Genomic DNA, 24,841 nt, shown 5'->3' on the forward strand with positions numbered 1-24,841 from the left:
CAATGGACGACATACGCTTTGCAGTGCTCGGAACCGGTGGTATCGGACGGCGGACGCTCGACGTGTCACGACACAAGGACGGCCTCACGGCTGTCGCGGCCTGTGACCGCAACGGCGTGGCTATCGACCACGACGGACTGGACGTGGACGAACTGCTGGAGGCGACGGAGGGCAACATCGCGAGCGGGCCGCAAAGCGGCCCCGACGACGCGTCCGGGTCGACGCCCGCGACACCCACGGACGACTACGCCTCGGACGGCGGCGCGGCCGCTGTCGAGGGCGGCGGCGTCAAACAGCACGGGGAAGGGGCCGGCGTCGTCGCCAGCGAGCAGGGCGAACCTTCGGAGACGCCCATCGACGATATAATCGCCGAGAGCGACGCCGTCGACGCCGTCCTGCTGGCGCTGCCGAACCTCGAACACGACTTCATCCCGCGCGTGGCAGAGCACTTCGCCGCGGCCGACTACGAGGGCGTGATGATCGACGTGCTCAAACGCTCCCGCGTCATCGGCATGCTCGACGACCGCGAGGACCTGCTGAAAGCGTCCGGCATCACGTTCGTCTGCGGGGCCGGCGCGACGCCGGGGTTCCTGACAGGCGCGGCCGCGCTGGCCGCCCAGTCCTTCGTCGAGGTCGAGGAGGTCGAGATCTGGTGGGGCGTCGGCCTCAAGTCCGGCTACGAGGACAACCGCGGAACCGTCCGGGAGGACATCGCCCACCTCGACGGCTACGACATCGAACGGGCCCGAGAGATGAGCGAAGCAGAAATCGAGGCGCTCATCGACGAACACGACGGCGTGCTGGAGTTCCACGACATGGAACACGCCGACGACGTACTCCTCGAGCGGGCCGGTGTCTGCGACGCAGAGGACGTCCACGTCGGCGGCGTCCTCGACGTTCGCTCCGACGAGAAACCCACCACGACGACGGTCAGCGTGACGGGCAGGACCTTCGACGGGGAGAGGGGGACGAACACCTTCGAACTGGACGACGCGACGAGCATGGAAGCGAACGTCAACGGCCCGGCGCTTGGCTACCTGAAAGCCGGCGTCCGCAACAACCGCGCCGGCCACTACGGCGTGTTCGGCCCCGCCGATCTCATGCCCGGCTTCTGAGACGGTCTGTCTTTCATGTCTCACGGCTTCGATCTGGACGGCAGACTCGAACAGCGCGAAGCGAAGGACCTGCGCCGCCATCTGGAGGTCGCCGAATCCGTCTCGGCGCGGACCCGCTTCGCCGACGACCCGAAAGGCGGCCCGGCGGAGTTCGGCCAGGAGGCCGTCGTCTTCGCCTCGAACAACTACCTCGGACTGGCCGACGACGGCCGGGTCCAGTGTGCGGCCGAACTGGGCGCACGGACCGTCGGCACCGGCGCGGGGGCCTCGCGCCTGGTCACCGGCGACACGCGGGTCCACCGCGGGCTAGAGCGCGACCTCGCGGCCTGCAAGGGGACCGAGCGAGCCCTGGTGTTCTCGTCGGGCTACGCGGCCAACATCGGGACCATCGACGCGCTGGCCCCCGACGTCGTCTTTTCGGACGAACTGAACCACGCGTCGATAATCGACGGCTGCCGGGTCGGGGCGAGCGAGACGGTCGTCTACGACCACTGCGAATCCGACGACTTGCGGGCGAAGATGGAACGGCGAGCGGCCGGCGCGGACGAGGACGAGCGGTGGCTCGTCGTCACCGACTCCGTGTTCTCGATGGACGGGGATGTCGCGCCGCTGTCGGCCATCTGTGACGTCGCCGACGAGTTCGGGGCGTGGCTGATGGTCGACGAGGCACACGCGACGGGGCTGTTCGGCGAGGGCGGCGGTGGCCTCGTCCAGCGCGAGGGGCTGAGCGACCGCGTCGACGTGCAGCTGGGCACCCTCTCGAAGGCCCTGGCGAGTCAGGGCGGCTACGTCGCCGGCGACGAGGCGCTCGTGGAGTACCTGTTGAACGCCGCGCGGTCGTTCGTCTTCTCGACCGGGCTGTCGCCGCCCAGCGCCGCGGCGGCCCGCGAGGCGCTACGGGTCGCCCGCGAAACCGACCGCGCGGCGGCACTCTGGGACACCGTCGCAACGCTCCGGGACGGCCTGGAGGCGATGGGCTACGAGGTGCTTGGCGAGACACAGATACTCCCGGTCGTCGTCGGTGACCGGGGGGACGCCCTCGAACTGGCCGACCGATTGCGCGACCACGGCGTCGTCGCCCCGGCTATCAGACCGCCGACGGTGCCGGAGGGCACGGCCCGCATCCGGGTCGCGCCGACGGCGACCCACACCGCCGAGGACATCGCACAGTGTCTCGACGCCTTCCGAACCGCCGGCGAGGAGGTGGGCGTGCTGTGAGTGATACGACGCCGGGCTCTGGCCCTGAGCGAGGGACCGACCGCATCGCTGAGGACGGCGTCTTCGTCGTCGGCACCGACACCGGCGTCGGCAAGACGGTCGTGACCGCCGGGCTGACGGCCTGGCTGCGGGAGGAAGGGACGGAGGCTGTCGCCGTCAAGCCCTGCCAGACCGGGTATCCGCCGGACGACGACGCGGCGTTCGTCGAGGGCGTCTGTGGTACGGCGGACGCCGCGGTCTGTCTGAAGCGGTTGTCGCCACCGCTGGCCCCAGAAGTGGCCGCGAGGGAATCGGACGACGACGTCAGGCTCTCCTACGAGCAGATCCGTGACGGCGTCACCGATATCGTGGCGACGAGCGAGGCGGCTGTCGTCGAGGGAATCGGCGGCCTGCGCGTCCCGCTCGCGGACGGTCGAGAGGTCATCGACCTCGTCGCGGATGTGGGTCTTCCGGCTCTGGTCGTCGCCCGCTCGGGCCTGGGGACGCTCAACCATACGGCGCTGACTGTCCGGGCGCTCCGCCGACAGGGGGTACCCGTCGTCGGCGTCGTTGTAAACGAGTACGAGGGCGCGACGACCGCCGAACGGACGAATCCAGCAGTCATCCAGCGAATGACCGACTGCGCCGTCTGGCCCGTCCCGCCGCTTGACACCGAGTCGCCCGACAGCGTGGTCGACGGGGTCAGTACGAACCTCCCGGTGTCGATTTTAGGCCCGGCTGTCGAGCGGTAGCTGTCGATAGAGAGCCGAACCAAGGGGATGGAACGGGGGCAAACCCCCGTCGTGTGACACTACGGAGCCAGTAAGGCTCCATGGGTTACTACTCTATCAATCACTAAAATAGTAAGGCATGTTTCATTTGGAGATTTCGTCGTTGTAAGGGCTCGTGTTCCGTTAGGAACGGACTAACGCCCAGCCGAAACGACGGTGTTATAATTCTATTGACAGGAGAGCCTCGATATCGACGCCGTCGTCAAGTAGCGTCCGCATACGGTCGACTGTCGCCTCGTTGCGCGTCTGACCGGTGCGGAGGACTTCCTCGACTCTGTCTATCGTCGTCCGCGTGTCCGATTGAACTGACAGCACTGGAATGTTTTTCTCGGCCGCCCGGCCGATGACTGCACTGGCAGGCTGGAACCCACCCGTGAGAAGGAGCGCCTTGATGCCGGACGCTTCGAGGGCCGCGGTCTGGACCTCCGAGCGGTCGCCGCCGGTCACGACGATGGCATCACGCGTCCGCCGGAAGCGTTCGAGTGCGCTGCTGCCGCTCATCGCGCCGACGCTGAACCGCTCGACGTGCACGTCGGTGTTGGCGTCACCGGTGAGGATGTCCGCGCCGAGACTCCGCGCGAGGTCGGCGACGGTGACACCGGCGAGCGAGCGGTCTCGCGGCAAAATCCCGTGGACCGGAATCCCCTCGCTTTCGAGGAACGGAACCACGTCGTCGGCGAGTTCGTCCACCGTCGCGTCGGTGACGCCGTTGAACAGGACGCCGTCGAGTCGGTCGCCGATCGCCCGGGCCGCAGACAGGATCTGGTCCGTGTCACTGGGCGTGTCGTACCCGGTGACGAGCAACACGCGGGCGTCGAGCAGTTCCGCGATGTCGATGTCCGTGAGGTCGACGATACTGCCGGTCGCCAGGTCGCTTGCCCCTTCGACGAGGAGCAGGTCGGTCCCGTCCGAACACGTCTCGATGCTCTCCTGCAGTCGCTCGCGGAGCTCGTCGGGGTCCTCGCGCCCGCGGATAGCCTCCTGGATGAACGTCGGGGAGTAGACGATGGGCTCCATCTCGTGGAGGTCGGTCTCCAGGCCGAGCAGTTCGCGGGCGAGCATCGGGTCCTCGTCCCGTGTCTTGCCGACCGCGCTCCGGAGCCGCGTCCCCTTCGGTTTCATGTAGCCGGCACTGTAGCCCGCGTCGTGGGCGCGGGTCGCCAGCGCGAGCGTGATTGCCGTCTTGCCGATACCTTCCTCCGTTGACGTGACGAGTAGCGTGTTCGTGTCGGTCATAGTTGCTCCTGGTCGAGGGTCAGCCGCAGGTCGACCGCCTGCACCCCGTCGGGCGTCGCGACGAGGGGGTTGATGTCCAGTTCGACGATAGCGGGGAAGTCAGTGACGAGTTGCGAGAGCCGCTGGATGGTCTCGACCAGCGTGGCCTCGTCGACGGGGTCGCGGCCCCTGGCACCGCGCAACAGCGGCGCGGAGTCGATATCGTCGAGCATCCCCTCTGCCTCGCTCTCGCTGACCGGGGCGACGCTTACCGTGTTGTCTTCGAGTACCTCGACGAAGATGCCGCCGAGACCGAACAACAGCAGCGGTCCGAACTGCGGGTCGCGGTTCATCCCGAGTATCGTCTCGACGCCGCTGTCTAAGTCGACCATCTCCTGGACCTGGACGCCGAGAATCGTCGCGTCCGACTGGTAGTTGCGTGCCCTGACGACGAGGTCCTCGTAGGTGTCGCGTACGTCCTCGATGGAGACACCGACCTCGACACCGCCGATGTCGGACTTGTGCAGGATGTCCGGGCTGATGATTTTCATGACTATGTCGTCGCCTATCTCCTCGGCGACGGCCTCCGCTTCGACGGGCGAGGAGACGACCTCGCCCTGTGGCGTCGGAATCCCGTAGGCGTCGAGCAGTTCCATCGCTTCCACGCCGAGCCGGTTCGACCCGCGTCGGGCGCCGGATTCGAGCACCTCGCGGGCCCGCTCGCGGTCCACGTCGAACGTCGTGGGCTCGTCGTACTCGGTCGCCTTGATCTCCCGGTAGCGTCTGAGAGCGTCCAGACTGCCAACGGCGCGGGCCGGGTCGAAGTAGTTCGGGACGCCCGCCTCGCTCAAGACCGTCGCACCGGCGTCGACTGACTTCCCGCCCATCAGCGTCGCCGCGACGGGTTTCCCGAACCGCTCCTGCTGTTCGACGACGCGCTCCGAGAGCTCCTCGAAGGAAAGCACTGCCGTCGGACAGGCGACGACGACGGCCATCGAGACGCTGTCGTCCGCCAGTACCGTTTCGAGCGCGGTCTCGAAGCGTTCCGCCGGGGCGTCCCCGATGATGTCGACCGGGTTGTAGATGTTGGCCTCCTCGGGCATCTCCTCGCGGAGTCGGGAGAACGTCTCGTCGCCGAACTGGGCGAGTTTCAGGCCCGAGTCGCCGACGGCGTCGGTCGTCATCACGCCGGGACCGCCGGCGTTGGTGACGATGGCGATCTCGTCACCCTCCGGGAGCGGCTGGCCGGCGAGAATCTGTGCGTAGTCGAACAGTTCCTGGACGGACTCGACGCGGAGCGTTCCGGCCTTGTCGAGGCCAGCTTCGTAGGCCCGCTCCGAACCGGCCATCGCACCGGTGTGGGAGGCCGCCGCGCTCGCACCCGCGTCCGTGCGGCCGGATTTGACGAGCACGATCGGTGTCTCCTGTGTGACCTCCCGGGCTGTCTGGACGAACGAGGACCCGTCGTTGATATCCTCCAGATAGCCCAGAATGACGTCGGTGCCGGGGTCGTCGCCCCACTCGGCGACGAAGTCGCTCTCGTCCAGCACCGCCTTGTTGCCCAGCGACACGATGTCCTTGAAGCCGACGTCGCGCTCGGCGGCCCAGTCCAGCACGGCGGTGATGAACGCACCCGACTGGCTCATAAATGAGATGGCGCCGTCACTGGCCATCTCGTTGCCGAAGGTGGCGTTGAGCCCGACGGGGGTCGACATCACGCCGAGGCTGTTCGGTCCGACCAGATTCAGGTCGTACTCGCGGGCCGCCTCGCGGAGTCGCCGCTCGCGCTCGGCCCCGTCGCTGCCGGTCTCACCGAACCCGGCGGTGATGACGACGACGTTCTCGATACCCGCTTCCCCGGCGTTCTCGATGACCTCGACCGCCACCGTCGGCGGCACGACGACGACGGCCACGTCGACCGACGCGGGGTCTTCCAGGTCGATGAGGTTGTCGTAACACGGCAATCCAAGCACTGTCTCTTTGTTCGGGTTTACGGCCACGACCTCCCCTGTAAACGAATCGAGCAGGTTCGTGGTGACCGCGTGACCGACTGACCCCTCCGAATCGGTCGCCCCGACCACTGCGACACGTTCCGGCGCAAATAACGTCGATAATCGTCCCATGCCTCTATTCGAAGGTTACAGTGGCGTCGGAATATAGCTGTGGGGAACTCCCAGCGGGCGGGAATATAGACGATTCATTACCGCAGTTTCGGTGTGGCGACGTTTTTGTCCGTCACCGCCGTAGCCGCTTCCGATGGACGAAGCAACGCTTCTGGCACCGTTTGACGACGAAGTGATCCGCGCGGTTGCGGGGACGAACAGCGTCGACGAGGAACAGTTGCGGTCCGCGCTCGCCGACCACCAGCGAACGATGCGTGAGAACCCGGGCGTCGAGGACCTCGTCTACGAGTGGCGAAAGCGGTTCGACGACGCAGTGTTGCATCGCACGCCCGAGACGTTCTTCATGGCTGTCAGAGAATCCGTCTGGCAGGAGTACGGCGCACATCTCGGCATCGACGACTACCTGCTCGCGGCAGTGGTCGCAGTCCACCAGGAGCAGGTCCTCCGCGAAACAGCCGTCGACAGCAGCGACATCGACGCGGACGCCGTCGCGCTTGTCGCTTCCCGACCCTCCCCGTCGTAGCGCCCGTTCCTTTTTATATCAGGCGCCGGAGAATCGGCCGGAGTTACGATTGTCAATAGCGGAGAATATTTCCGCTCAGGTAATCGGCTGTTCTATCTTAGAATATATTTTTTTGGGTTCCCGAAAACAAATTTTCACAAAACAATCTTTAAGTGGCTCCCATGTGTACAATGAGATGACTATGGCAACTCAAGAGCACGTGCGACGCGAGTTCGGAGCCGTCGAAGAGAACGAACTCCGTCTCGATACGGAGAAGTCCGAGCAGGTAATCAACGCGCTGAATCAGGACCTGGCTGACACGTACACACTGTATCATCAGGTCAAGAAGCACCACTGGAACGTCGAGGGCGCCGAGTTCCGCGACCTCCACCTGTTCCTCGGCGACGCCGCCGGCCACGCCGAAGAGGCAGCCGACGAACTCGCAGAGCGGGCCCAGGCCCTCGGTGGCACACCCGTCGCCGGCGGCAAGGCACAGGAAGAGCACGCGTCGGTCGAGCCGGAAGGCCAGGACGTGTACGACATCCGGACGTCGCTCGAAAACGACCTCGAGATGTACGGCGACATCATCGAGTCGCTCCGTGACCACATCGACCTCGCGGAGAACCTCGGTGACCACGCCACGGCACAGATCCTGCGTGAAATCATCGTCCAGACCGAGGAAGACGCCCACCACATCGAGCACTACCTCGAAGACGACACGCTCGTGCTGGACTGACTCGCTGTACCGCACTCTCTCTCAGTTTTTCCGGGTTCGGTAGCGTCGCTACCTTGCAAACAGCGTGATGTGAACCGTTCCAGAAGAAAGTAGTTGAAGAACCGAAAAGGGGGCGATGCGGGGGCGGGCGAACGGACTACCGTCGGAGGTCGACAGTTATGTCGGTCGAAATCCAGCCGTCGCGGTTTCCGTCTTCGGTGAACACGGTCCTGTCAGCACCGCTGTCCAGTGCTGCAACGTCCGGGCGGTCCTCGGAGGTCTCGGCATCGTCCGTCTGTGATGGCATTACCTGAGTTAGGCACCCCTAAAGCTAAAAGAGTTTTGGTAAGCCTAATCATCCGTGGACACGGGCCCTGCTCCGACAACGGAGTCGAAAGGTCCGCCGGGACGGCGCGGCCTTTAGTACCCGAGGCGACAAGAGAGAGACATGAGTTCGGACGACGACCTTACCGCCCTGATTACGGACCTCGTCACGACGCTACAGGAGCTAGAGACGGAGGTCGAGCCCACGACCGACAGCGGCCTGCCGCGGCCGCCCACGCCCGGTGAGCTCCTTCGGTTCACCAGCGACGTGACGATTCCCGCTATCATTCTCGTCCTGAAGACCAACATCGAGGCGCTGAAGATTCTCAGGCGTGCTCTCCGCATGGCCGAGGGGCGGCCGACTGCAACCGGCTCCGCCTCCAATGAAGTGCGACAGCGTGCGAGTGACCTGAGCCGGGCCACGCTCTCCCGTCTCGACGGAGCGCTGACGGACCTCCAGCAGGCTGTCGAAGGGACACCCGAAGACGAGGAGGCCCGCGAACTCATTCAGGAAGCCCAACAATTACGACGACAGATACAGGATAGGCTGACTGATGAAACAGCGGCAAGTGCGGACGCCGAACCCGACCAGGTTACTGACGTTCCCGTGGACGTAGATGCCGAGTTACGGTCGATTAAGGACGATATCAACGGTTCTGACACGAGCGACGCCGACAACGAAAACGGGGACGGGAACGACGAGGAGTAAAGAACTCCAGTGCGGTGTGAAAGTTATGTTATATCAAACATAATGATTTATTATTGAACAGGTCTAGATACGGGTACCGATGTCCAGCTCTACCGCTCCGGGCGGTCGTCGGGCGACCCTGTTCGTCCGGTCTGACCTCCCTGCGCCGTCACAGAAGCACTGCAACGCTATCGAATGTGAGCTACAGGAGCTGGTGTGCCGTGACGTACTCGACGGCGTCGAGACAGTCGAATGGGAGAAACGCGTCCCGCTGCAGGGACCCGGGAACGGGGCCGAACGGGACCTGTACAACGAGTTCGCGGACTGGGCCCGCGAGGCCGGTGTCTGCCTCGCGCCGTTTTTCGACACCCGGCTCTGTTACAGCTCCACGACGGGCGAGAAGCGCCGGGAACTCGTCATGCCGGCCGTCTGTCTCGCGGTCTACGAGGACGGCGACCTCGTGCAGGTCGCCCCCTTCGCCGACGCGGGCCGTACGGAATCCGTGGGGGAATGCATCGCGGAACTCGCCGAGACGGGGACTGTGCCGGACACCTCTTCGACAACTGTCTCAACCGCATAGACCGTCAGCGCACCGCGAACCGCCTCTCTAGCCCCACCTGTACAATTGCCGCGACACAAACCATCAAGTTCTGTTCAACAGATATGTTTTACTGATATGACATATCAGGTGACACGTCGCGACCTGCTCGGAACCGGTGCGTCCATCCTCGGCAGCCTCGCAGTCGGCTCAGCGACCGCCAGCGGCGCGCTCCAGACCGACGGAACCACTGTCACGTTCCTCCACGACACCCACGTCCACGGGCGGTTCACCAACGCCTCCGCTCCGGACCTGAGCGTCTCCCGCTACTTCGGGCTGATGAACGATATCACCGAGAGCGCGGACACCACGCTCCGGGTCGGCAACGGTGACGACCTGGCGTCGTCGGTCCTGTCTGCGGTGTTCGACGGGCGACACGTCGTGTCGACGTTCAACGCCGGCGGGCTGGACTTCGATACGTATGGCAACCACGACTTCGACATGGGGCCGGAGACCCTCCGCGAGCGGGTGTCCGACAGTCTGTTCACGTGGGTCAGTGCAAACGTCCGCGAGGACGGGGACGTGTTCGCCGCCGACCAGGGCGCACAGCAGTACGTCCTCACCGACGTCGGGGACGCGACGCTGGGTATCACCGGTCTGATAACGCCGGAAGCTCCCGCGATAACCTCTATCGGGGAGAACACCGAGGTACTGGAGCCGGCGTCGGCGCTGCAGGACGTGACAGAGCGGATGCAGTCCGACGGCGCTGACGCGACCATCGTGCTCTCCCATCTCGCCGGCGAAACCGCTCGAACCGTTGCAGAGGACGTCGACGGTGTCGACGCCATCATCGGGGACCACGCCGCGTCGGTACTCGAAGAGCCGGCGGTGGTCAACGACACCGTCCTCTCGTTCGTCGGCGACGAGTACGAGTACATCGGGGAGTTGGCGCTCGGTATCGACGGAGACGGCGTCACGGGCCACGAGTTCGCACTGCACGACGTCGGCGCGTCGTCCGCCGGAACGGACCCGTTCGTCAAACTCGTCCAGAACCACTACGAGACGCAGCTGGAACGGCAACTCGACGTCGTCATCGGGGAAACCACCCAGCCGCTCGACACCAGGCAGTCAGTCGTCCGGGCACGCGAGTCGAACATGGGGAACTTCGTCGCTGATACGATTCGGGCCGACGTCGAGGCCGACACTGCGCTGATGAACGGCGGCGGTATTCGGACCGACAGGCTGTACTTCGAGGACGCGAGCGAGGACAATCCGGTCGAGATTACGCGCCGCGTCGTCGTCGACATCCTCCCGTTCCCGAACAACGTGGTCGAACTGGAGGTCACCGGCGAGACACTGCTCGCGGCGCTGGAAAACGGCGTCAGCCGCGTCGAGGAGGGGGCCGGGCGGTTCCCGCAGGTGAGCGGTATCACCTACACCTACGACCCGACCGCGGAGGGCGGTGACCGAATCGTCGAGGCGACTGCCGGTGGCGACCCGATCGACCCGGAAGCGACGTACACGCTCGCAACCAACGACTTCGTCTCCGGGGGCGGCGACGGCTACAGCATGCTCAGTGACGCAACCGTCCTCGTCTCGTCGAACGAGGGAGCGCTCCTCTCCGACCTCGTGATAAAGACCATCGAAGCACAGGGGACGATTTCGCCGACGACGGAGGGCCGCATCACCAGACAGGGCGGGGAGAGCTGATCAGACCGGGTCCCAGCGGTAGCCGTCCCAGTCCTGGCTCTCGGGTACCTTGATACCCACGTCGGGGTCCCGGAGCTCCTCGACGTAGACGGGTTCGACTGTGTCGCCGGTTTGGACATCGTCCGTTGTCACCTGTCCGAGCGCGCGGACGAACTCGTCGCTCGCACCGGAGACGTCCGTGATGTCGAACTCGACGATAGCCAGCGTGTTGGGCTGGCGAACGCCCGGCGGCGTCGCCGTCGAATGGGTCCAGGTGACGACCTCGCCGGTCCTCTCCGAGAGGTCGAAGGTCTCCTCCTGTGGTTCGCCACACTCCGGACAGCGGGGGTGCGTGGGGTACGAGACGTGACCGTTCGGGCACAGTCCGGCTTCCAGCGTCATTCTGCGGCCTCCATGATGGTGGTGATGACACAGTTTCCGAACCCGCCGACGTTACACGCCAGTGCGGTGTCGGCCTCGACCTGCCGCGGCCCGGCCCCACCGACGAGCTGTTCGTAGATCTCGACGCCCTGAGCGACGCCGCTTGCCCCCAGCGGATGGCCCTTGGACTTGAGGCCACCGGAGGTGTTGATCGGCAACTCGCCGTCCTTGGCAGTCGCGCCCTCCATCGCTAACTCCCAGGCCGTTCCCTGTTCGGCGACCCCGATGCCTTCCAGCTGGAGGAACTCCAGAATAGTGAACATGTCGTGTAGCTCGGCCACGTCGAGGTCGTCCGGGCCGAGGCCGGCCATCTCGTAGGCCTGCTCGCTCGACTCGACGACCCCGCCCATGACCGTCGGGTCGTCGCGCTCGTGGACGACGTGGGTGTCGGTCGCCCCGCCGATGCCGGAGACGAGGGCGTACTCGTCGCTTATCTCCCTGGCTCGTTCTTCTGTCGTGAACATGAGCGCGGCGCTGCCGTCCGTAATCGGACAGAAGTCATACAGCCGCAGCGGGTCCGCGATGATGGGCGACTCAAGCGCCGTCTCCATCGTAATCTCCTTCTGGAACTGCGCCTTGGGGTTGTCCACGCCGTTCCTGTGGTTCTTGACCGCGACCCGAGCGAGCGATTCCCGCGGGGCGTCGAACCGCTCCAGATAGTGTCGGGCGGTCATCCCGGCAAACGACGGGAGCGTCACGCCGTGTTTGTACTCGTCGGGGTGGGAAATCGAGGCGATGATGTCGGTCGCCTGGCCCGTCGTCTTGTGGGTCATCTTCTCGCCGCCGACCAGCAGCGTCATCTCGCTGGCACCGCTGGCGACCGATTGCCAGGCCTCGTAGATACCGGCCCCCCCCGAGGACGAGGTCTGGTCGACCCGCTCGCTGTAGGCCGGGAGCACGCCCAGGTCGTGAGCGAGCATGTTCATGATTCCCGTCTGACCCTCGAACTCCCCGCTTGCCATGTTCGAGACGTACAGGTGCTCTACCTCCTTGGACGCGACGCCGGCGTCCGTGAGACACTCCTCGCCGGCCTGCGAGAGTAACTCGCGGATCCAGGCGTCGCGTTGCCCGAATTTCGTCATGGACGCGCCGATTACTGCGACTCCCATACCTGTGCCGTCACAGGGGTATCGTGTATGTATTACGGTCTGACCTATAGAACGAGCGGAATGTTCAGGCAGTCGTCGTGACGACCGACATTCCCTCGGCGGGCCGGTCGCCGGCCAGTGAGACGAGCAGCCGCCAGCCGTCCGCAGTCCGCTCCCCGTCTGCCATCTGTGGCGTGATTCCCGTCCGTCGCAACAGCTCGACGGCGATCGGCAACACCGGACAGCGGAGGGCCGACAGCGTCGGGCGATAGTTCCGTAATGTGATATATCTCGGACGACGGCCAACGTCGGCGGCTGCGGGGTCGATTGCCGTCTCGTCGACCAGACCCGCCGCTTCGAGGTCGGAGAGGGCGTCCCGGACCGGTTCGGGCCCGCTTGGCTTTCCCGGTAGCTGTCCGGCGGCTTCCCGGAGCGTGTCCGCCTGTACCGCCGGGTCGAGGTGGTCCGCGAGCGCCTCGGCCATGCTTTCGAGCATCGCCAGACAGAGTCGCTCGCGGTCCTCGGTCTCCTCGGCCGCGTCGAGGTAGCTGTCGATGACTGCTCGCTCGACGGACCGATGGCGGCCCGACAGCGCCTCGAACAGCGCCCCGGCGACAGCGTGACAGTACTCCGGGAGTGACGAGGCCCCAGTCCCGACGGCGTCGGTCCCCCACGGCGCTTCACAGACGATGAGGCCGTGAACGGTGACACGTGGGTCATAGCGCCGGAGCGCACTCCGGTAGGCCGTCGCCACGCTGGCCGCTTCGGCGGCCGTCTCGCGGTCCGGGAACTGCATCCCCGCCACCGGGAACGGCGGCGTGCCCGTCCGTGCGCTCACGACGCGGTACGGGCCGACAGCGACGCCGAGTGCCGAGAGCCTGTCACGGATGTCCGCGAGTGTTCGTCCGACCATGGTCACCTACAGGTCCCCGGCGACGATATCGGCGACGCGCTGGCGGTCGAACAGGTCCCGGTCGACGCCGTACACCTGCGACGTCGCCCGGTCCGTGAGGACCAGGTTCGTTATCGGGCCCTGGTACAGCGAGCCACCGCGGTACACGTTCCCGTTCTGTACCGCCGTCAGTTCCCGTCCGGTCGAGTCCGCTTCGAGGGAGCGGACGACCGTGTCCTCGAACTCCGCCTGCGCCTTGTTCTCATGTCCGCGCAGGAGCAGGTACTCCGGATCGATGTCCAGCAGGGTCTCGAAGTCCACCTCGCTCCGATCGGAGTGGAAGTCCCTGACGCCGGTCTCCGCGAACGCGTCGTGCACCCGCAGGTCCCGCCACTGCTTGAAGCTGGTCCCGTCCTCGATGAGGTACGGCGAGAAGCTGGTGGGCTCGTCACTGCCGGCCCACACGATGGCTACTTCCGGCCGTTCGGACGCCGAGTCCGGAACGACGTCCTCCAGGGTCGTCTGGAACTCCTCGTGGAGCGCCTGGAACGCGTCGAAGCGGTCAGTCCGCCGGAACGCCTGGGATAGTTTCTCGAAGGCTTCGTACAGCGAATAGTAGGTGTAGTCGTGCCACTCGTAGCCGGTCGAGAAGATGCTGTTACCGAAAAACGGGGCGATCCGGGACTCGATTTCGTCGATATCGGACTGGTCCCAGGACCCCCGACTCGTCAGGAAGTTCGGGTCCATGACGTGGACGTCGGCGTCCATCTCGTAGAACTGCTCCTTGCCGACGCCGCTGTCGCCCCACAGTTCCCGGATCGAACTACCGTCGACGCTGACGCCCGGAATCTCGTCGTAGTACTGGGTGTGATACCGCGACGGCAACCAGACCCCTTCCGGTGGGTCGAGGCCGAGCGCAACTCCCATATCGGCCCAGCTCCCGTTGTTAGCGACCCAGACCTCTGGCACTGACTCGAAGGAGACCTCGCCCACCGGCTCCATCGAGACGGCATAGGCCGAGTCCGTCGACTCCGTGGTCGCTGTTGCGGTCGACTCCGTCGTGTCGTCAGTCGCGCCGTCGCCGCCGCGTTCGGGGTCTGACTGGCCTGAACAGCCGGCGACGACGCCTGCCAGCCCGACGCCGGTCGCGACGATGTACTCTCGTCGGTTCACGTCGGTTTAGGCTCGCCTAATTAATTTAAATCTTCCCATATTTAGGCGGGCCAAAACATCTCGAACCGGCGACCGGTACCACAGTCTCCGGGACTGAAAATCCACACAAGATATATCTGTGTGTGCTAATCACACCCGGATATGCAGGAGGCCTGGCTACAACTGCGATGTCCGGCGTGTTCAGCTGACTGGGAAGAGCGCGTGTCCGACCTCTCGGCCCCGGAGACGCAGTTCGTCTGTGACGACTGCGGGACCGAGCGCCCACTGTCGGAGTTCATGCGAACCGCCCGCGACCTCGAAGTACTGCAGGAGTTCACCGACGGCTAGTACCGCGCCCGCGCCGCCGCCTTCCACTCCTCGCCCCGTTCGACGTTGTCCGGGCGGCGGCGTTTCCCGACACTCGCCAGCCGTCCGGCCAGCGTCCACTCGTCGGCGTACTCGACCGTGGGACGCTGTGACGGTGCCACCGCGGCCCGCTTGCGGTCGGTTAGGTGAGCGCCGACCGCGGTGGTGATAGCTGCCGCCTCGGCCTGTGAGGCGTCGGCCGGGACCGACAGCGACAGCTCCTCGGGTTCTGTGCTGTCAGCGGCGGGGGCTGTCTCCGCGTTCGGCGCTGACGTGTCGCGTGTCGCCATCTTACAGTGGGATGTTGCCGTGGTCTTTCGGCGGGGTGTCCTCGCGCTTGCGCTGCAGGAGGTCAAGGTCCTGGATGAGCCGCTTGCGCGTGTCCTTCGGCTCGATGACGTCGTCGAGGTAGCCCCGTTTCGCCGGCCCGTACGGGTTGGCGAACTCGTCGCGGAACTCGTCCATCAGCTCCTGCCGCCTGGCGTCCGGGTCGTCTGCGTTCGCGATGTCCTTCCGATAGAGGATGTTGACCGCTCCCCGCGGGCCCAGCACCGCCATCTCCGAGCCGGGCCAGGCGTAGTTCACGTCGCTGCCCAGGAACTTCGAGGACATGACGATGTACGCGCCGCCGTAGGCCTTCCGCACGACGACAGACAGCAGCGGCACCGTCGCCTCGGCGTAGGCGTAGATCAGCTTCGCCCCCCGGCGGATGATGCCGTTGTGCTCCTGGTCGGTGCCGGGCATGAACCCGGGCACGTCGACGAGCGTGAGGATGGGGATGTTAAAGGAGTCACAGAACCGGACGAACCGGGCCGCCTTCTCCGCCGCATCGATGTCGAGCGTCCCCGCGCTCACGCGAGGCTGGTTGGCGACGACGCCGACCGACTGGCCGTCCATCCGCGAGAAGCCAACGACGACGTTGCGCGCCCAGTTGCCGTGCACCTCGAAAAAGGAGTCCTCGTCTACGATGGCGTCGATGACCTTCGTCATGTCGTAGGGCTTGCGCGGCGCCGACGGGACGATGTCGGTCACGCCGGGCAGTTCCCTGTCGGGGTCGTCCCAGGGCTTGACCCGCGGCGGGTCCTCCATGTTGTTCGCCGGGAGATACGACAGGAGGCGGCGGATGTTCTCCAGGGCCTCCTCCTCTGAAGGGTACGAAAAGTGAGCGACGCCGGATTTGGTGGAGTGGGAGCCCGCGCCGCCGAGTTCCTCTTTCGACACCTGTTCGCCGGTCACCGTCTCGATGACGTCCGGCCCGGTGATGAACATGTGGCTGGTGTCTTGCACCATGAAGGTGAAATCGGTCAGCGCCGGACTGTAGGTGGCCCCGCCCGCGCACGGCCCCATAATCGCGGATATTTGGGGGATGAGTCCGCTGGCCTTCGTGTTGCGCTCGAATATCTTGGCGAACCCGACCAGCGAGTCGACGCCCTCCTGGATACGTGCGCCGCCGGAGTCGTTGAGTCCGATGACCGGGACGCCGTTCTCGATGGCCCTGTCCATCACTTTGCAGATCTTGTCGGCGACGACCTCGCCGACTGACCCGCCAAGCACGGTGAAGTCGTGGGCGAACAGGAACACCTTCCGGCCGTCGACCGACCCGTAACCGGTGACGACCGCGTCGCCGGCGAAGCGCTTCTCCTCCATGCCGAAGTTCGTCGACCGGTGCTCGACGAACGGGTCGACCTCGTTGAACGTGCCGTCGTCGACGAGGAAGTCGATGCGCTCGCGGGCGGTCATCTTGCCCTTCTCGTGTTGTGCTTCGATACGGGCCTCGCCGCCACCGAGTTCTGCCGCGGCCCGTTTCTGTCGCAACTCCTCGACCGCGTCAGGTGTCTCGGTCTCGTCTTCTGGTTCTTCCTGTTGACTCATGTTACCACTCCATGCCGCCGTTGACGCCGAGTACCTGTCCCGTCATGTAACTCGATTCTTCGCTGGCGACGAACCTGACGATGCCGGCGATGTCCTCGACGCGTGCGAACCGGTCGAGTGGAATCTCCCGCAGAATCTTCTCCTGGACGCGTTCGGGCACCTCATCCAGCATGTCCGTCTTGACGAACCCCGGCGCGACGCAGTTCGCGGTCGAGCCCGTGTGTGCCAGTTCGAGCGCGAGCGTCCGGGTAAAGCCGAACAGGCCCGACTTCGTCGTCGCGTAGTTGGCCTGTCCGATGTTGCCCTGCTGGCCCACAACGCTTGAGATATTTATCAGTCGGCCGTGGTCGGACTCGCGGATGTCGTCGTAGAAAGCCTTCGTCCCGTTGAACACGCCGCCGAGATTGACGTCGATAACCGTCTCCCAGTCCTCCCGGGTCATGTTCTCGAACTTCTTGTCGATGGTGATTCCGGCGTTGTTGACGAGCACGTCCGTGGGTCCGAACTCGTCGGCCACCTTCTCACGCATCGCCCGGACCTCGTCTAGCTTCGCCACGTCGGCCTGTGCCGCGATAGCGGTGCCGCCGCTTTCGCGGACGTCCTCGACGACGGCACGGGCTTCCGCCTCCGAGGAACGGTAGTTGACAACGACGTTGGCCCCGTGGGCACCGAGGTCTTTGGCGATTCCGCGGCCGATACCGCGCGAGGACCCGGTGACGACACAGGTCTGATTATCCAGGTTCATTTGTAGTTGAGGGGAGCCCTGTTGCTTCGTACGCTCATCACCTTATCTGGCAAAGCACAGCCAATTAACAGTTCTCCTAATACAACATTAAATACCAGATTTAAAATATAATGACAATCCACCTTCACAGAAAATGACAGTATGGAAAAGGATTCACGAGGGAAATAAGACGGAGAACGCCAAATTTTTTAGGATGGCCTAAAGAGGTGGAGGCAGTACATGACAGCCGACATCTGCGTGATGGTGCCGACGATTCGAAACCACGAGTGCATGCGCTCGTACTTCGAGAACGCCCGGGAACACGGATTCGACCTTGACCGGTTGTTCGTGGTGCTCATCACCGAGGACTTCTGTGACACCGACGCGATGGAACGGATGCTCGACGAGGAGGGCGTCGACGGGGCCGTCTACGACGGGGCCGGCCGCGAGGCGTGGTTCGAGAACCACGGCGCGAGCGAGTATTCGCATCTCATCCCCGAGGCGAGCCACGCCCAGACGTCGTTTGGCCTCCTCTACATGTGGGCCAACGGCTACGAGTACGGCGTGTTCATCGACGACGACACGCTCCCCCACGAGGACGCGGACTTCTTCGGCACGCACATGGAGAATCTCGCCTACGAGGGCGAGGTCGAGACGGTCCGCTCCGACGAGCAGTGGGTCAACGTCCTCTATCAGAACGAGGACGACCACGGCCTCTACCCGCGTGGATACCCCTACGCCGCGATGGACGAGACGGTCGAGACCGAGACCACCGAGGTCGACGACGTGGTCGCCTCGCAGGGCCTGTGGACGAACGTACCGGACCTCGACGCCGTCCGCATCCTGATGGACGGCGACCTCCGGGGCCAGGCCCAGACCCGCACTACTGCCGAGGACTTCGGCGATGACTTCGTCGCCGCCGAGGGCCAGTACCTCACCGTCTGCTCGATGAACCTCGCCTTCCGCCGCGAGGTCATCCCGGCGTTCTACCAGCTCCCGATGGACGACAACGAGTGGGACGTGGGCCGCTTCGACGACATCTGGTCGGGCGTCGTCCTCAAGCGGGCCTGTGACGTGCTGGGCAAGCAGATATACAACGGCGACCCGCTGTGTGAGCACAACAAGGCCCCCCGCTCGACGTTCTCGGACCTGACCAACGAGGTCCACGGGCTGGAACTCAACGAGCACGTCTGGGAGATCGTGGACGACGCCGGCTCGGACGCCGACTCCTACGCCGAGGTGTTCGAGGCCATCGCGGCGGCGATGGCCGACGGCGATTTCAGCGACTGGGAAAACGGTGCCTTCCTCAACTACTGCGGCGAGTTCATGCTCGACTGGCTGGGCTGTCTCGACGAACTGGAGGCCGCCACGACGGGACAGGTTCCCGCAGCCGCCGACGACTAGAAAGGCCTAAGTTGTTTAGGCAACCCTAAATCAAACAATGAGTGATTCTAACGACACGACAGGACGCAACGTACCGCATTCGCGTCGTCGCTTCCTCGCTCTCGGCGGCGCAACGGCCGCGACAGCGATGGCAGGCTGCTCCGGTCTTCTCAGCGGTGGCGCCGGCAGTGACGGGGGAAGCGACAGCGGGGCTGGTGCTGGAGCCGGACAGATTTCACTGTCCGACTTCCGTGGCTCCGGCCCACTGGTGGCACAGCGGGACGCCCCCGGCGGGACCTCCATCGAGGAACTGCCGGACCTCAGCGGCGAACTGACGCTGTATCTCGGCGGTGGCGAGGGCGGCCTCTACCTCGACCTCATCAATCTATTCGAACAGTTGTACCCGGACTTCTCGGCGAACCACCGGCTCGAAGCCTCCAGCGACCTCGCGAACACCATCATCGAGGAAAACGAGGCCGGCGCCAGTCCCGCCGACGTGTTCATGTCCATCGACGCCGGTTCGCTCGGCGCGGTGGCAAACGCCGGCGCGACCGCGAGCCTCCCCGAAGAAGCCCTTTCGACAGTCCCCGAGGCGTACCAGGACAGCGAAGGCCGCTGGGTGGGCATCGCCGGCCGCGCCCGGGCGATTCCGTACAACACGAACCAGATATCCGAGTCCGACATCCCGTCGACGGTCCGGGAGTTCCCCGAGACGGCGGCGCTCGGAAACAGCATGGGCTGGGCCCCCAGTTACGGCGCGTTCCAGTCCTTTGTCACCGCGATGCGGCTCATCCGCGGCGACGACGAGACGCGGGCGTGGCTCCAGGCGATGCAGGACCACGGCATCGAGACCTACGCTGACGAGTTCCGCGTCTCGAACGCCTGCGCCGACGGTGAACTCACCGCCGGCTTCGCCAACCACTACTACACGCTTCGGGTCCAGTCCGCCCGGGAGAACGCGCCTATCGGCCTCGCGTTCACCGAGGGCGACGCCGGCGCGCTCGTCAACGTCTCGGGCCTGGAAATCATCGACGGGACCGACAACGCGGAACTGGCAGCGAACTTCGTCCGGCACGTCCTCTCGGCGGAGGCCCAGGAGTTCTTCGCCACCCGGACGTTCGCGTATCCCATGATTCCGGGCGTCGCACCGGTCGGCGACCTGCCGCGCATCGACGAGCTGAACCCGCCGGACATCAACCTGACCGAACTGGCCGACGTGGCCGGAACCGTTGACCTACTTCGGGACGCAGGCGTCCTCTAATATGGGCACGAGAGACCGCTACGAGCGGCTCCGGGAGCAGGCGACGACGTCGGAGCGAGACTCGTCTCCGCACACGCTGCTCGCAGTGGTCTCGCTTGCCATCTCGCTGCTGTTACTGGCGCCGCTGGTGTGGGTGTTTCTCCGGGCGGGCGAGATCGAGTTCGCGCGTGCGGTCGAACTGCTGACCAGCGACACGACCGTCTCGGTGACGCTGAACACCCTCGCGCTGGTGACCGGCGTCACCGCCGCGTCGATTCTCATCGGCGTCCCGCTCGCTATCCTCACCGCCCAGACCGACCTGCCGTTCAAGCGGTTCTGGACGATCACGTCCGCGCTGCCGCTGGTCGTCCCGAGCTACATCGGGGCCTTCGCGTTCGTCTCGGCCTTTGGCCCCCGCGGTGAGCTCGCGGACCTGCTCTCGCCGCTCGGCGTCGAGCAGATACCGACGATTTACGGTTTACACGGTGCGATACTCGTGCTGACGCTGTTTACGTACCCGTACGTGTTTCTGACTACGCGCGCGTCCCTGCTGTCGTTCGACGGGACCGTCGTCGAGGCCGCCCGGACGCTGAACCACACCCGCTGGGAGGCGTTCCGCCGCGTCACGCTGCCACAGATTGCACCGGGCATCGCCGCCGGCGCGCTGCTGGTGGCGCTGTACGCGCTTTCGGACTTCGGGACGCCGGCAATCATGCAGTACGACGTGTTCACGCGGATGATCTACAACGAGTTCGGTGCCCGCCGACTGGACTACGCCTCCGTGCTCTCGATGCTGTTGCTCGTGATGGCGCTCGGCATCCTCGCCGTCGAGTCCCGCCTCAGCGCCGGCCGTGACGGCGCCTACGTCAGCAGCGGGTCGCGCCGGCCGGGCCTCATCAGGCTCGGCTACTGGAAGGCGCCGGCGCTGTTGTTTTGCGGTGCCATCGCGTCGCTGTGTCTGGTGCTTCCGGTCGGCATCCTGCTCCAGTGGCTCCTCCGCTCCGGGACAGGCTACAGCAGCGGGGGCTTCGCGTTCGAGGCGTCCTACGCCTGGAACTCGGTCGGGCTGGCCGCCGCCGCGGCCGCTATCTGCGTCGTGGCGGCGCTCCCGATCGCGTACCTCGCCGCACGGGGCACGTCGGGCGTCTCGTCGCTCCCCGAGCGGGCCACGTACGTCGGCTACGCCGTCCCCGGCGTCGTCCTCGGCCTGGCGCTTGTGTACCTGGGGCTCCGGTACGTCCCCTTCCTGTACCAGAGCGTCATCCTGCTGGTGTTTGCCTACGTGATTCGGTTCCTCCCGCAGGCCGTCGGGACGACCGAGTCATCGATTCTCCAGGTCGACCCACAGTACATCGAAGCGGCGCGGTCGCTTGGCTATCACCCGCTCTCGGCGTTCCGGAAAGTCGTCTTACCGCTCGTCGCGCCGGGTATCGCCGCCGGGGCCGCGCTGGTGTTCCTGACGACCATGAAGGAATTGCCGGCAACGCTGATGTTACGCCCGACGGGCTTCGAAACCTTCGTCACGTACATCTGGCTCGTCCAGGGTGCCGGCTACTACGGACAGGCGGCGGTCCCGGCCCTCGTGCTCGTCGGCCTCTCCGGACTCTCAATGCTGGTCATTCTTCGACGGGAGGACACAAGCTAATGTCTCGACAAACACGCACACAGCAAACATCGGACTTCGACGACGTGGACGCGGCGGTAGCGAACCCGAACCGCACTGTCCTGCAACTGGACGCCGTCTCCAAGGACTACGGGCACGAGGTCGCCGTCGAGAACCTCTCGCTCGACGTGAAAGACGGGGAGCTGCTGACGCTGCTCGGTCCCTCGGGGTGTGGGAAGACGACGACGCTCCGGATGATTGCCGGGCTGGAACGCCCCTCCGACGGGCAGATCTCCATCGCCGACGAGGTCATCGCCGACGGCTCCTCGTTCCGCAAGCCCGAGGAGCGCAACGTCGGCATCGTCTTCCAGGACTACGCCCTGTTCCCACATCTCACCGTCGCCGAGAACATCGCGTTCGGCCTGACCGAGATGGCCGAAGACGCTGTCGCGGAGCGGGTCGACGAACTGCTCGAACTGGTCGACCTGGCGGCCCACCACGACAAGATGCCGAGTCAGCTCTCGGGCGGACAGCAGCAACGCGTCGCGCTCGCCCGCTCGCTGGCCCCGGAGCCGGACGTCCTCCTGCTCGACGAGCCGTTCTCGAACCTGGACGTGCGCCTGCGCGTCGAGATGCGCGAGGAGGTCCGTAAGATCCTCAAGCGGGCCGGCGTCACCGCCATCTCGGTGACCCACGACCAGGAGGAGGCGCTGTCGATAAGCGACCGCGTCGCCATCATGAACGACGGGACCATCGCCCAGATCGGCGACCCCGCCGAGGTGTTCGAGAACCCCGAGAGCCGCTTCGTGGCGAGCTTCCTCGGACAGGCGAGTTTCCTCTCGGCCCGGGTGACCACCGACCGCATCGAGACCGGACTCGGCTCGTTCGATGTGGACCTGCTGAACGGGCCGGTCGAGGCGTACAACGGTGCGATGGTGGACGTACTCGTCCGGCCCGACGACCTGCAGGCGATGCCGACAAACGAGTCCAAGGCCGACGGCTACGTCGTCCACCGCCAGTACAACGGCCCCTCGTTCGTCTACCGGGTCGAACTCCACAGCGGCGACGTCGTCCACTGCATGCACAACCACGTCGAGACGTTCGAGCCGGGCCAGCCCGTCGAGGTCGACCTGGTCGCGGACCACGACCTGGCCTGGTATCCGACGGAATGAGCCGCCTGCGCCGGCCAGGGGTACAGGCGGGACTGGTGGCGCTGCTCGGCGGGCTCGTCGTCTTCACGCTCGCCCACGTCGTCTTCCCCCATCACACGACCAACCACGACGAGGGCGTCTACCTCCAGCAGGCCGCGATGTTGCTGGAGGGGCAACTGTTCATGTACCCGCCGGTCGAGGAGACGTTCCGGCCGTGGTTCTTCGTGGCCGACGGCGAGCGCCTGTATCCGAAGTACGCCCCGGTTCCGGCGGCGATGTTCGCCGTCGGGAAACTGCTGGGCGGGTACCGCGTCGCGCTCGGGCTGATTGCGACCGGCGTGCTGGCGCTGACCTACCACACCGTCCGCGAGGCCTTCGACGCCCGGACGGGCGTGGTGGCGACCGTCCTCATGCTCGGGTCGCCGCTGTTTCTCGTCGAGGCCTCGGTGTTTCTCTCGTACGTGCCGGCGACGCTGTGGAACCTCGGGTTCGCCGCGGCGTATCTCCACGCCGACCGGACCGGAAGCCACAGGACTGCGGCTGGTGCCGGGCTCTCTATCGGCGTCGCCTTCTTCGCGCGGCCGTACACGGCGGTGCTGTTTGCGACGCCGTTTATCCTCCACGCGCTGTGGACGCTCCGGACGCGCGATCCGGCGCGGTTCAAGCGACTGTCGCTGACCGCGGCCGGCGGGCTCGCCGGCGTCGCCGCGACGCTCGCGTACAACCGCCTCGTCACCGGCTCTCCCCTGCTCTTCCCGTACGAGGTGTTCGCCCCGCAGGACGGGCCGGGCTTCGGGCGTCGGGAGATTCTGGGCTACTCTCGGGTGTTCACGCCGGCGATGTCGCTGGACGCGAACGCCGAACTCCTCCGGAAACTCCTCACGCAGTGGGTCGTCGCCGGCCCACTGGGGACGGTGGCCGCCGCCGTCGGACTCGGGACCGTCGCGCGCCGGGGGCTGGACGGCCGTCAGGCGGCGCTGGCCGGCGTCTTGCTGTCGGTCCCGCTCGGGAACGGCTACTTCTGGGGCACCGTGAACATGCTCGGGGACCTCTCGGACCCGACCGACGGTCTGGTCGCCTTCCTGGGCCCGTTCTACCACGTCGACATGCTCGTCCCGCTGACGGCCTTCGGTGCCGTCGGCGTCGTCGCGGTCGCCCGGTGGACGCGCCGGCTGGTCACCGAACGGGTCAGCGCCGACCGGCTCCGTCCGGTCCTGCTCGCCGTGGCGCTCTGTGGCGCGGCGGTGGGTGGCGGCGCGGCCGTCACGGTGGCGGCCGAGCCGATTTCGGACAACTACGAGGTGACCCAGCAGCTCGAACAGGCCTACGAACCGTTCGAGGAGCGTGACCTCGAGAACAGTCTCGTCTTGCTCCCGACGCCCTATGGCGACTGGCTCAACCACCCGTTCCAGTCGGTCCGCAACGACCCCGGCTTCGACGGCGACACCGTCTACGCGATGCAACACCGCCAGTTCGAGGTACTCGACGCCTACCCCGACCGGACGTACTACCGCTACGTGTTCCGCGGTGAGTGGGTCCCGTATCTGGGGCTGCCCGTCGAGCCGCGGCTCCAGCCGGTGTCGGTCGCCGAGGGCGGGACGGTCCGGACGGACGTGTCGGCGTCGGTCCCGGAGCAGGCCGCCCTGGTCTCGATCCGGCTCACCAGCGAGGGCGAGAACGACTACGCGACCGTCACCGGGACCGACCGGCTGGATTTACAGCTCTCGACGGACCGGAACCGGACGCGGCTCACCGGTGACGGCGTCGAGGACCAGGTCAGCGTGCCGACACCGGACGAGGGGACGGTGACGCTTATTATGTTCGTCGATTACGGCACCGGCGCGGGGTTCGAGTACCGGGCAGAGCTCCCGGTGGACCAGACAGACGAGGGCGTCCGGACGCTGACGCCGCGGCTCGAAGTCTGCAAGGACCAGCGCCGCTGTGGCGGCGAAGCGGCTTACGTCCCGGGCACGCACCGCGAGGGAATCACCATGAACGCGACCACCACGGCCGAAGATACCTGAGACTCACC

24 protein-coding genes are annotated in these 24,841 nt (G+C 65.7%); 14 read left to right on the forward strand and 10 right to left on the reverse strand.

Features of this window, described 5'->3' with window-relative positions:
• The first annotated feature begins 2 nt into the window (after positions 1 to 2).
• From KZ498_RS10820 to bioD, 3 genes are read left to right on the forward strand one after another with little or no spacing between them, the layout of a single operon-like run.
• Entirely contained in the window at positions 3 to 1,115 is a 1,113-nt protein-coding gene (locus KZ498_RS10820) for a transcriptional regulator (RefSeq protein ID WP_312618805.1), read from the forward strand.
• A 15-nt stretch (positions 1,116 to 1,130) separates the two neighbouring features.
• The gene (locus KZ498_RS10825) at positions 1,131 to 2,333 is read left to right on the forward strand and encodes an 8-amino-7-oxononanoate synthase (protein WP_312618807.1); all 1,203 of its coding nucleotides are present in this window, start codon (positions 1,131 to 1,133) and stop codon (positions 2,331 to 2,333) included.
• A complete protein-coding gene (gene bioD, locus KZ498_RS10830; RefSeq protein ID WP_312618809.1) occupies positions 2,330 to 3,064 on the forward strand; it encodes a dethiobiotin synthase in 735 nt (244 codons plus the stop codon). Before KZ498_RS10825 ends, bioD begins: the two co-directional genes overlap by 4 nt.
• 198 nt (positions 3,065 to 3,262) lie before the next feature.
• Here bioD and KZ498_RS10835 read toward each other — a convergent pair whose 3' ends face one another.
• The gene (locus KZ498_RS10835) at positions 3,263 to 4,339 is read right to left on the reverse strand and encodes a phosphotransacetylase family protein (protein ID WP_312618810.1); all 1,077 of its coding nucleotides are present in this window, start codon (positions 4,337 to 4,339) and stop codon (positions 3,263 to 3,265) included.
• Positions 4,336 to 6,441 carry an acetate--CoA ligase alpha subunit gene (gene acs, locus KZ498_RS10840; protein ID WP_312618812.1) on the reverse strand — a complete coding sequence of 702 codons (2,106 nt, stop codon included), beginning with the start codon at positions 6,439 to 6,441 and terminating at the stop codon, positions 4,336 to 4,338. Before acs ends, KZ498_RS10835 begins: the two co-directional genes overlap by 4 nt.
• A 133-nt stretch (positions 6,442 to 6,574) precedes the next feature.
• On the opposite strand from acs, the gene KZ498_RS10845 reads away from it, so the two are divergent.
• The gene (locus KZ498_RS10845; RefSeq protein WP_312618814.1) at positions 6,575 to 6,964 is read left to right on the forward strand and encodes a hypothetical protein; all 390 of its coding nucleotides are present in this window, start codon (positions 6,575 to 6,577) and stop codon (positions 6,962 to 6,964) included.
• Between the two features lie 181 nt (positions 6,965 to 7,145).
• Positions 7,146 to 7,679 carry a DNA starvation/stationary phase protection protein DpsA gene (dpsA, locus tag KZ498_RS10850; protein ID WP_312618816.1) on the forward strand — a complete coding sequence of 178 codons (534 nt, stop codon included), beginning with the start codon at positions 7,146 to 7,148 and terminating at the stop codon, positions 7,677 to 7,679.
• A gap of 136 nt (positions 7,680 to 7,815) precedes the next feature.
• Here dpsA and KZ498_RS10855 read toward each other — a convergent pair whose 3' ends face one another.
• The gene (locus KZ498_RS10855; protein ID WP_312618817.1) at positions 7,816 to 7,965 is read right to left on the reverse strand and encodes a hypothetical protein; all 150 of its coding nucleotides are present in this window, start codon (positions 7,963 to 7,965) and stop codon (positions 7,816 to 7,818) included.
• Between the two features lie 141 nt (positions 7,966 to 8,106).
• On the opposite strand from KZ498_RS10855, the gene KZ498_RS10860 reads away from it, so the two are divergent.
• From KZ498_RS10860 to KZ498_RS10870, 3 genes are all read left to right on the forward strand, one after another.
• Positions 8,107 to 8,691, forward strand: coding sequence for a hypothetical protein (locus tag KZ498_RS10860; RefSeq protein WP_312618818.1), 585 nt, complete (start codon positions 8,107 to 8,109; stop codon positions 8,689 to 8,691).
• A gap of 79 nt (positions 8,692 to 8,770) precedes the next feature.
• Positions 8,771 to 9,250 (forward strand): HTH domain-containing protein, encoded by a 480-nt coding sequence (locus KZ498_RS10865; protein WP_312618819.1) that lies wholly within the window; start codon positions 8,771 to 8,773, stop codon positions 9,248 to 9,250.
• Positions 9,251 to 9,346: 96 nt separating this feature from the next.
• Positions 9,347 to 10,918 carry a 5'-nucleotidase C-terminal domain-containing protein gene (locus tag KZ498_RS10870; RefSeq protein WP_312618820.1) on the forward strand — a complete coding sequence of 524 codons (1,572 nt, stop codon included), beginning with the start codon at positions 9,347 to 9,349 and terminating at the stop codon, positions 10,916 to 10,918.
• Here the strand turns inward: KZ498_RS10870 and KZ498_RS10875 are convergent, their stop codons facing one another.
• From KZ498_RS10875 to KZ498_RS10890, 4 genes are all read right to left on the reverse strand, one after another.
• The gene (locus KZ498_RS10875) at positions 10,919 to 11,299 is read right to left on the reverse strand and encodes a nucleic acid-binding protein (protein WP_312618821.1); all 381 of its coding nucleotides are present in this window, start codon (positions 11,297 to 11,299) and stop codon (positions 10,919 to 10,921) included.
• Positions 11,296 to 12,447 (reverse strand): thiolase C-terminal domain-containing protein, encoded by a 1,152-nt coding sequence (locus KZ498_RS10880; protein ID WP_312618822.1) that lies wholly within the window; start codon positions 12,445 to 12,447, stop codon positions 11,296 to 11,298. Before KZ498_RS10880 ends, KZ498_RS10875 begins: the two co-directional genes overlap by 4 nt.
• Positions 12,448 to 12,511: 64 nt before the next feature.
• Positions 12,512 to 13,339, reverse strand: coding sequence for a hypothetical protein (locus KZ498_RS10885; RefSeq protein ID WP_312618823.1), 828 nt, complete (start codon positions 13,337 to 13,339; stop codon positions 12,512 to 12,514).
• Positions 13,340 to 13,345: 6 nt separating this feature from the next.
• Positions 13,346 to 14,491 (reverse strand): ABC transporter substrate-binding protein, encoded by a 1,146-nt coding sequence (locus KZ498_RS10890; protein ID WP_312618824.1) that lies wholly within the window; start codon positions 14,489 to 14,491, stop codon positions 13,346 to 13,348.
• 141 nt (positions 14,492 to 14,632) lie between these two features.
• On the opposite strand from KZ498_RS10890, the gene KZ498_RS10895 reads away from it, so the two are divergent.
• A complete protein-coding gene (locus tag KZ498_RS10895; protein WP_312618825.1) occupies positions 14,633 to 14,818 on the forward strand; it encodes a hypothetical protein in 186 nt (61 codons plus the stop codon).
• On the opposite strand, the gene KZ498_RS10900 is transcribed toward KZ498_RS10895, so the two are convergent.
• From KZ498_RS10900 to KZ498_RS10910, 3 genes are read right to left on the reverse strand one after another with little or no spacing between them, the layout of a single operon-like run.
• Positions 14,815 to 15,126 (reverse strand): hypothetical protein, encoded by a 312-nt coding sequence (locus KZ498_RS10900; RefSeq protein ID WP_312618826.1) that lies wholly within the window; start codon positions 15,124 to 15,126, stop codon positions 14,815 to 14,817. The genes KZ498_RS10895 and KZ498_RS10900 overlap by 4 nt on opposite strands.
• 1 nt (position 15,127) lies before the next feature.
• On the reverse strand, positions 15,128 to 16,708 hold the full coding sequence (locus tag KZ498_RS10905; RefSeq protein ID WP_312618827.1) for an acyl-CoA carboxylase subunit beta: 1,581 nt from the start codon (positions 16,706 to 16,708) through the stop codon (positions 15,128 to 15,130).
• A 1-nt stretch (position 16,709) separates the two neighbouring features.
• On the reverse strand, positions 16,710 to 17,453 hold the full coding sequence (locus tag KZ498_RS10910) for a beta-ketoacyl-ACP reductase (RefSeq protein ID WP_312618828.1): 744 nt from the start codon (positions 17,451 to 17,453) through the stop codon (positions 16,710 to 16,712).
• A 219-nt stretch (positions 17,454 to 17,672) separates the two neighbouring features.
• Here KZ498_RS10910 and KZ498_RS10915 point away from each other — a divergent pair, with 219 nt between their 5' ends.
• The 5 genes from KZ498_RS10915 to KZ498_RS10935 are packed head-to-tail and all read left to right on the forward strand — an operon-like array spanning position 17,673 to position 24,833.
• Positions 17,673 to 18,836: an alpha-1 4-glucan-protein synthase gene (locus KZ498_RS10915; RefSeq protein ID WP_312618829.1), complete on the forward strand. Its 1,164-nt coding sequence runs from the start codon at positions 17,673 to 17,675 to the stop codon at positions 18,834 to 18,836.
• 37 nt (positions 18,837 to 18,873) lie between these two features.
• Entirely contained in the window at positions 18,874 to 20,076 is a 1,203-nt protein-coding gene (locus KZ498_RS10920; RefSeq protein WP_312618830.1) for an extracellular solute-binding protein, read from the forward strand.
• Position 20,077: 1 nt separating this feature from the next.
• A complete protein-coding gene (locus KZ498_RS10925) occupies positions 20,078 to 21,700 on the forward strand; it encodes an iron ABC transporter permease (RefSeq protein WP_312618831.1) in 1,623 nt (540 codons plus the stop codon).
• Positions 21,700 to 22,830, forward strand: coding sequence for an ABC transporter ATP-binding protein (locus KZ498_RS10930; RefSeq protein ID WP_312618832.1), 1,131 nt, complete (start codon positions 21,700 to 21,702; stop codon positions 22,828 to 22,830). Before KZ498_RS10925 ends, KZ498_RS10930 begins: the two co-directional genes overlap by 1 nt.
• Entirely contained in the window at positions 22,827 to 24,833 is a 2,007-nt protein-coding gene (locus KZ498_RS10935; RefSeq protein ID WP_312618833.1) for a glycosyltransferase family 39 protein, read from the forward strand. The genes KZ498_RS10930 and KZ498_RS10935 overlap by 4 nt, the downstream gene beginning before the upstream one ends.
• The last annotated feature ends 8 nt before the right edge of the window (positions 24,834 to 24,841 follow it).

Origin of the sequence: Haloarcula sp. 1CSR25-25 (assembly GCF_032027985.1) — an archaeon.
In the GTDB taxonomy this organism is placed as follows: domain Archaea; phylum Halobacteriota; class Halobacteria; order Halobacteriales; family Haloarculaceae; genus Haloarcula.

What these genes read in the sequence shown, in the direction of transcription:
- KZ498_RS10820 (WP_312618805.1), top strand. Translation starts at nt 3, where the DNA reads ATGGACGACATACGCTTTGCAGTGCTCGGAACCGGTGGTATCGGACGG.
- KZ498_RS10825 (WP_312618807.1), top strand. Translation starts at nt 1,131, where the DNA reads ATGTCTCACGGCTTCGATCTGGACGGCAGACTCGAACAGCGCGAAGCG.
- KZ498_RS10835 (WP_312618810.1), bottom strand. Translation starts at nt 4,339, where the DNA reads ATGACCGACACGAACACGCTACTCGTCACGTCAACGGAGGAAGGTATC.
- acs (WP_312618812.1), bottom strand. Translation starts at nt 6,441, where the DNA reads ATGGGACGATTATCGACGTTATTTGCGCCGGAACGTGTCGCAGTGGTC.
- KZ498_RS10845 (WP_312618814.1), top strand. Translation starts at nt 6,575, where the DNA reads ATGGACGAAGCAACGCTTCTGGCACCGTTTGACGACGAAGTGATCCGC.
- dpsA (WP_312618816.1), top strand. Translation starts at nt 7,146, where the DNA reads ATGGCAACTCAAGAGCACGTGCGACGCGAGTTCGGAGCCGTCGAAGAG.
- KZ498_RS10855 (WP_312618817.1), bottom strand. Translation starts at nt 7,965, where the DNA reads ATGCCATCACAGACGGACGATGCCGAGACCTCCGAGGACCGCCCGGAC.
- KZ498_RS10860 (WP_312618818.1), top strand. Translation starts at nt 8,107, where the DNA reads ATGAGTTCGGACGACGACCTTACCGCCCTGATTACGGACCTCGTCACG.
- KZ498_RS10865 (WP_312618819.1), top strand. Translation starts at nt 8,771, where the DNA reads ATGTCCAGCTCTACCGCTCCGGGCGGTCGTCGGGCGACCCTGTTCGTC.
- KZ498_RS10870 (WP_312618820.1), top strand. Translation starts at nt 9,347, where the DNA reads ATGACATATCAGGTGACACGTCGCGACCTGCTCGGAACCGGTGCGTCC.
- KZ498_RS10875 (WP_312618821.1), bottom strand. Translation starts at nt 11,299, where the DNA reads ATGACGCTGGAAGCCGGACTGTGCCCGAACGGTCACGTCTCGTACCCC.
- KZ498_RS10880 (WP_312618822.1), bottom strand. Translation starts at nt 12,447, where the DNA reads ATGGGAGTCGCAGTAATCGGCGCGTCCATGACGAAATTCGGGCAACGC.
- KZ498_RS10885 (WP_312618823.1), bottom strand. Translation starts at nt 13,339, where the DNA reads ATGGTCGGACGAACACTCGCGGACATCCGTGACAGGCTCTCGGCACTC.
- KZ498_RS10895 (WP_312618825.1), top strand. Translation starts at nt 14,633, where the DNA reads ATGCAGGAGGCCTGGCTACAACTGCGATGTCCGGCGTGTTCAGCTGAC.
- KZ498_RS10900 (WP_312618826.1), bottom strand. Translation starts at nt 15,126, where the DNA reads ATGGCGACACGCGACACGTCAGCGCCGAACGCGGAGACAGCCCCCGCC.
- KZ498_RS10905 (WP_312618827.1), bottom strand. Translation starts at nt 16,708, where the DNA reads ATGAGTCAACAGGAAGAACCAGAAGACGAGACCGAGACACCTGACGCG.
- KZ498_RS10910 (WP_312618828.1), bottom strand. Translation starts at nt 17,453, where the DNA reads ATGAACCTGGATAATCAGACCTGTGTCGTCACCGGGTCCTCGCGCGGT.
- KZ498_RS10915 (WP_312618829.1), top strand. Translation starts at nt 17,673, where the DNA reads ATGACAGCCGACATCTGCGTGATGGTGCCGACGATTCGAAACCACGAG.
- KZ498_RS10920 (WP_312618830.1), top strand. Translation starts at nt 18,874, where the DNA reads ATGAGTGATTCTAACGACACGACAGGACGCAACGTACCGCATTCGCGT.
- KZ498_RS10925 (WP_312618831.1), top strand. Translation starts at nt 20,078, where the DNA reads ATGGGCACGAGAGACCGCTACGAGCGGCTCCGGGAGCAGGCGACGACG.
- KZ498_RS10930 (WP_312618832.1), top strand. Translation starts at nt 21,700, where the DNA reads ATGTCTCGACAAACACGCACACAGCAAACATCGGACTTCGACGACGTG.
- KZ498_RS10935 (WP_312618833.1), top strand. Translation starts at nt 22,827, where the DNA reads ATGAGCCGCCTGCGCCGGCCAGGGGTACAGGCGGGACTGGTGGCGCTG.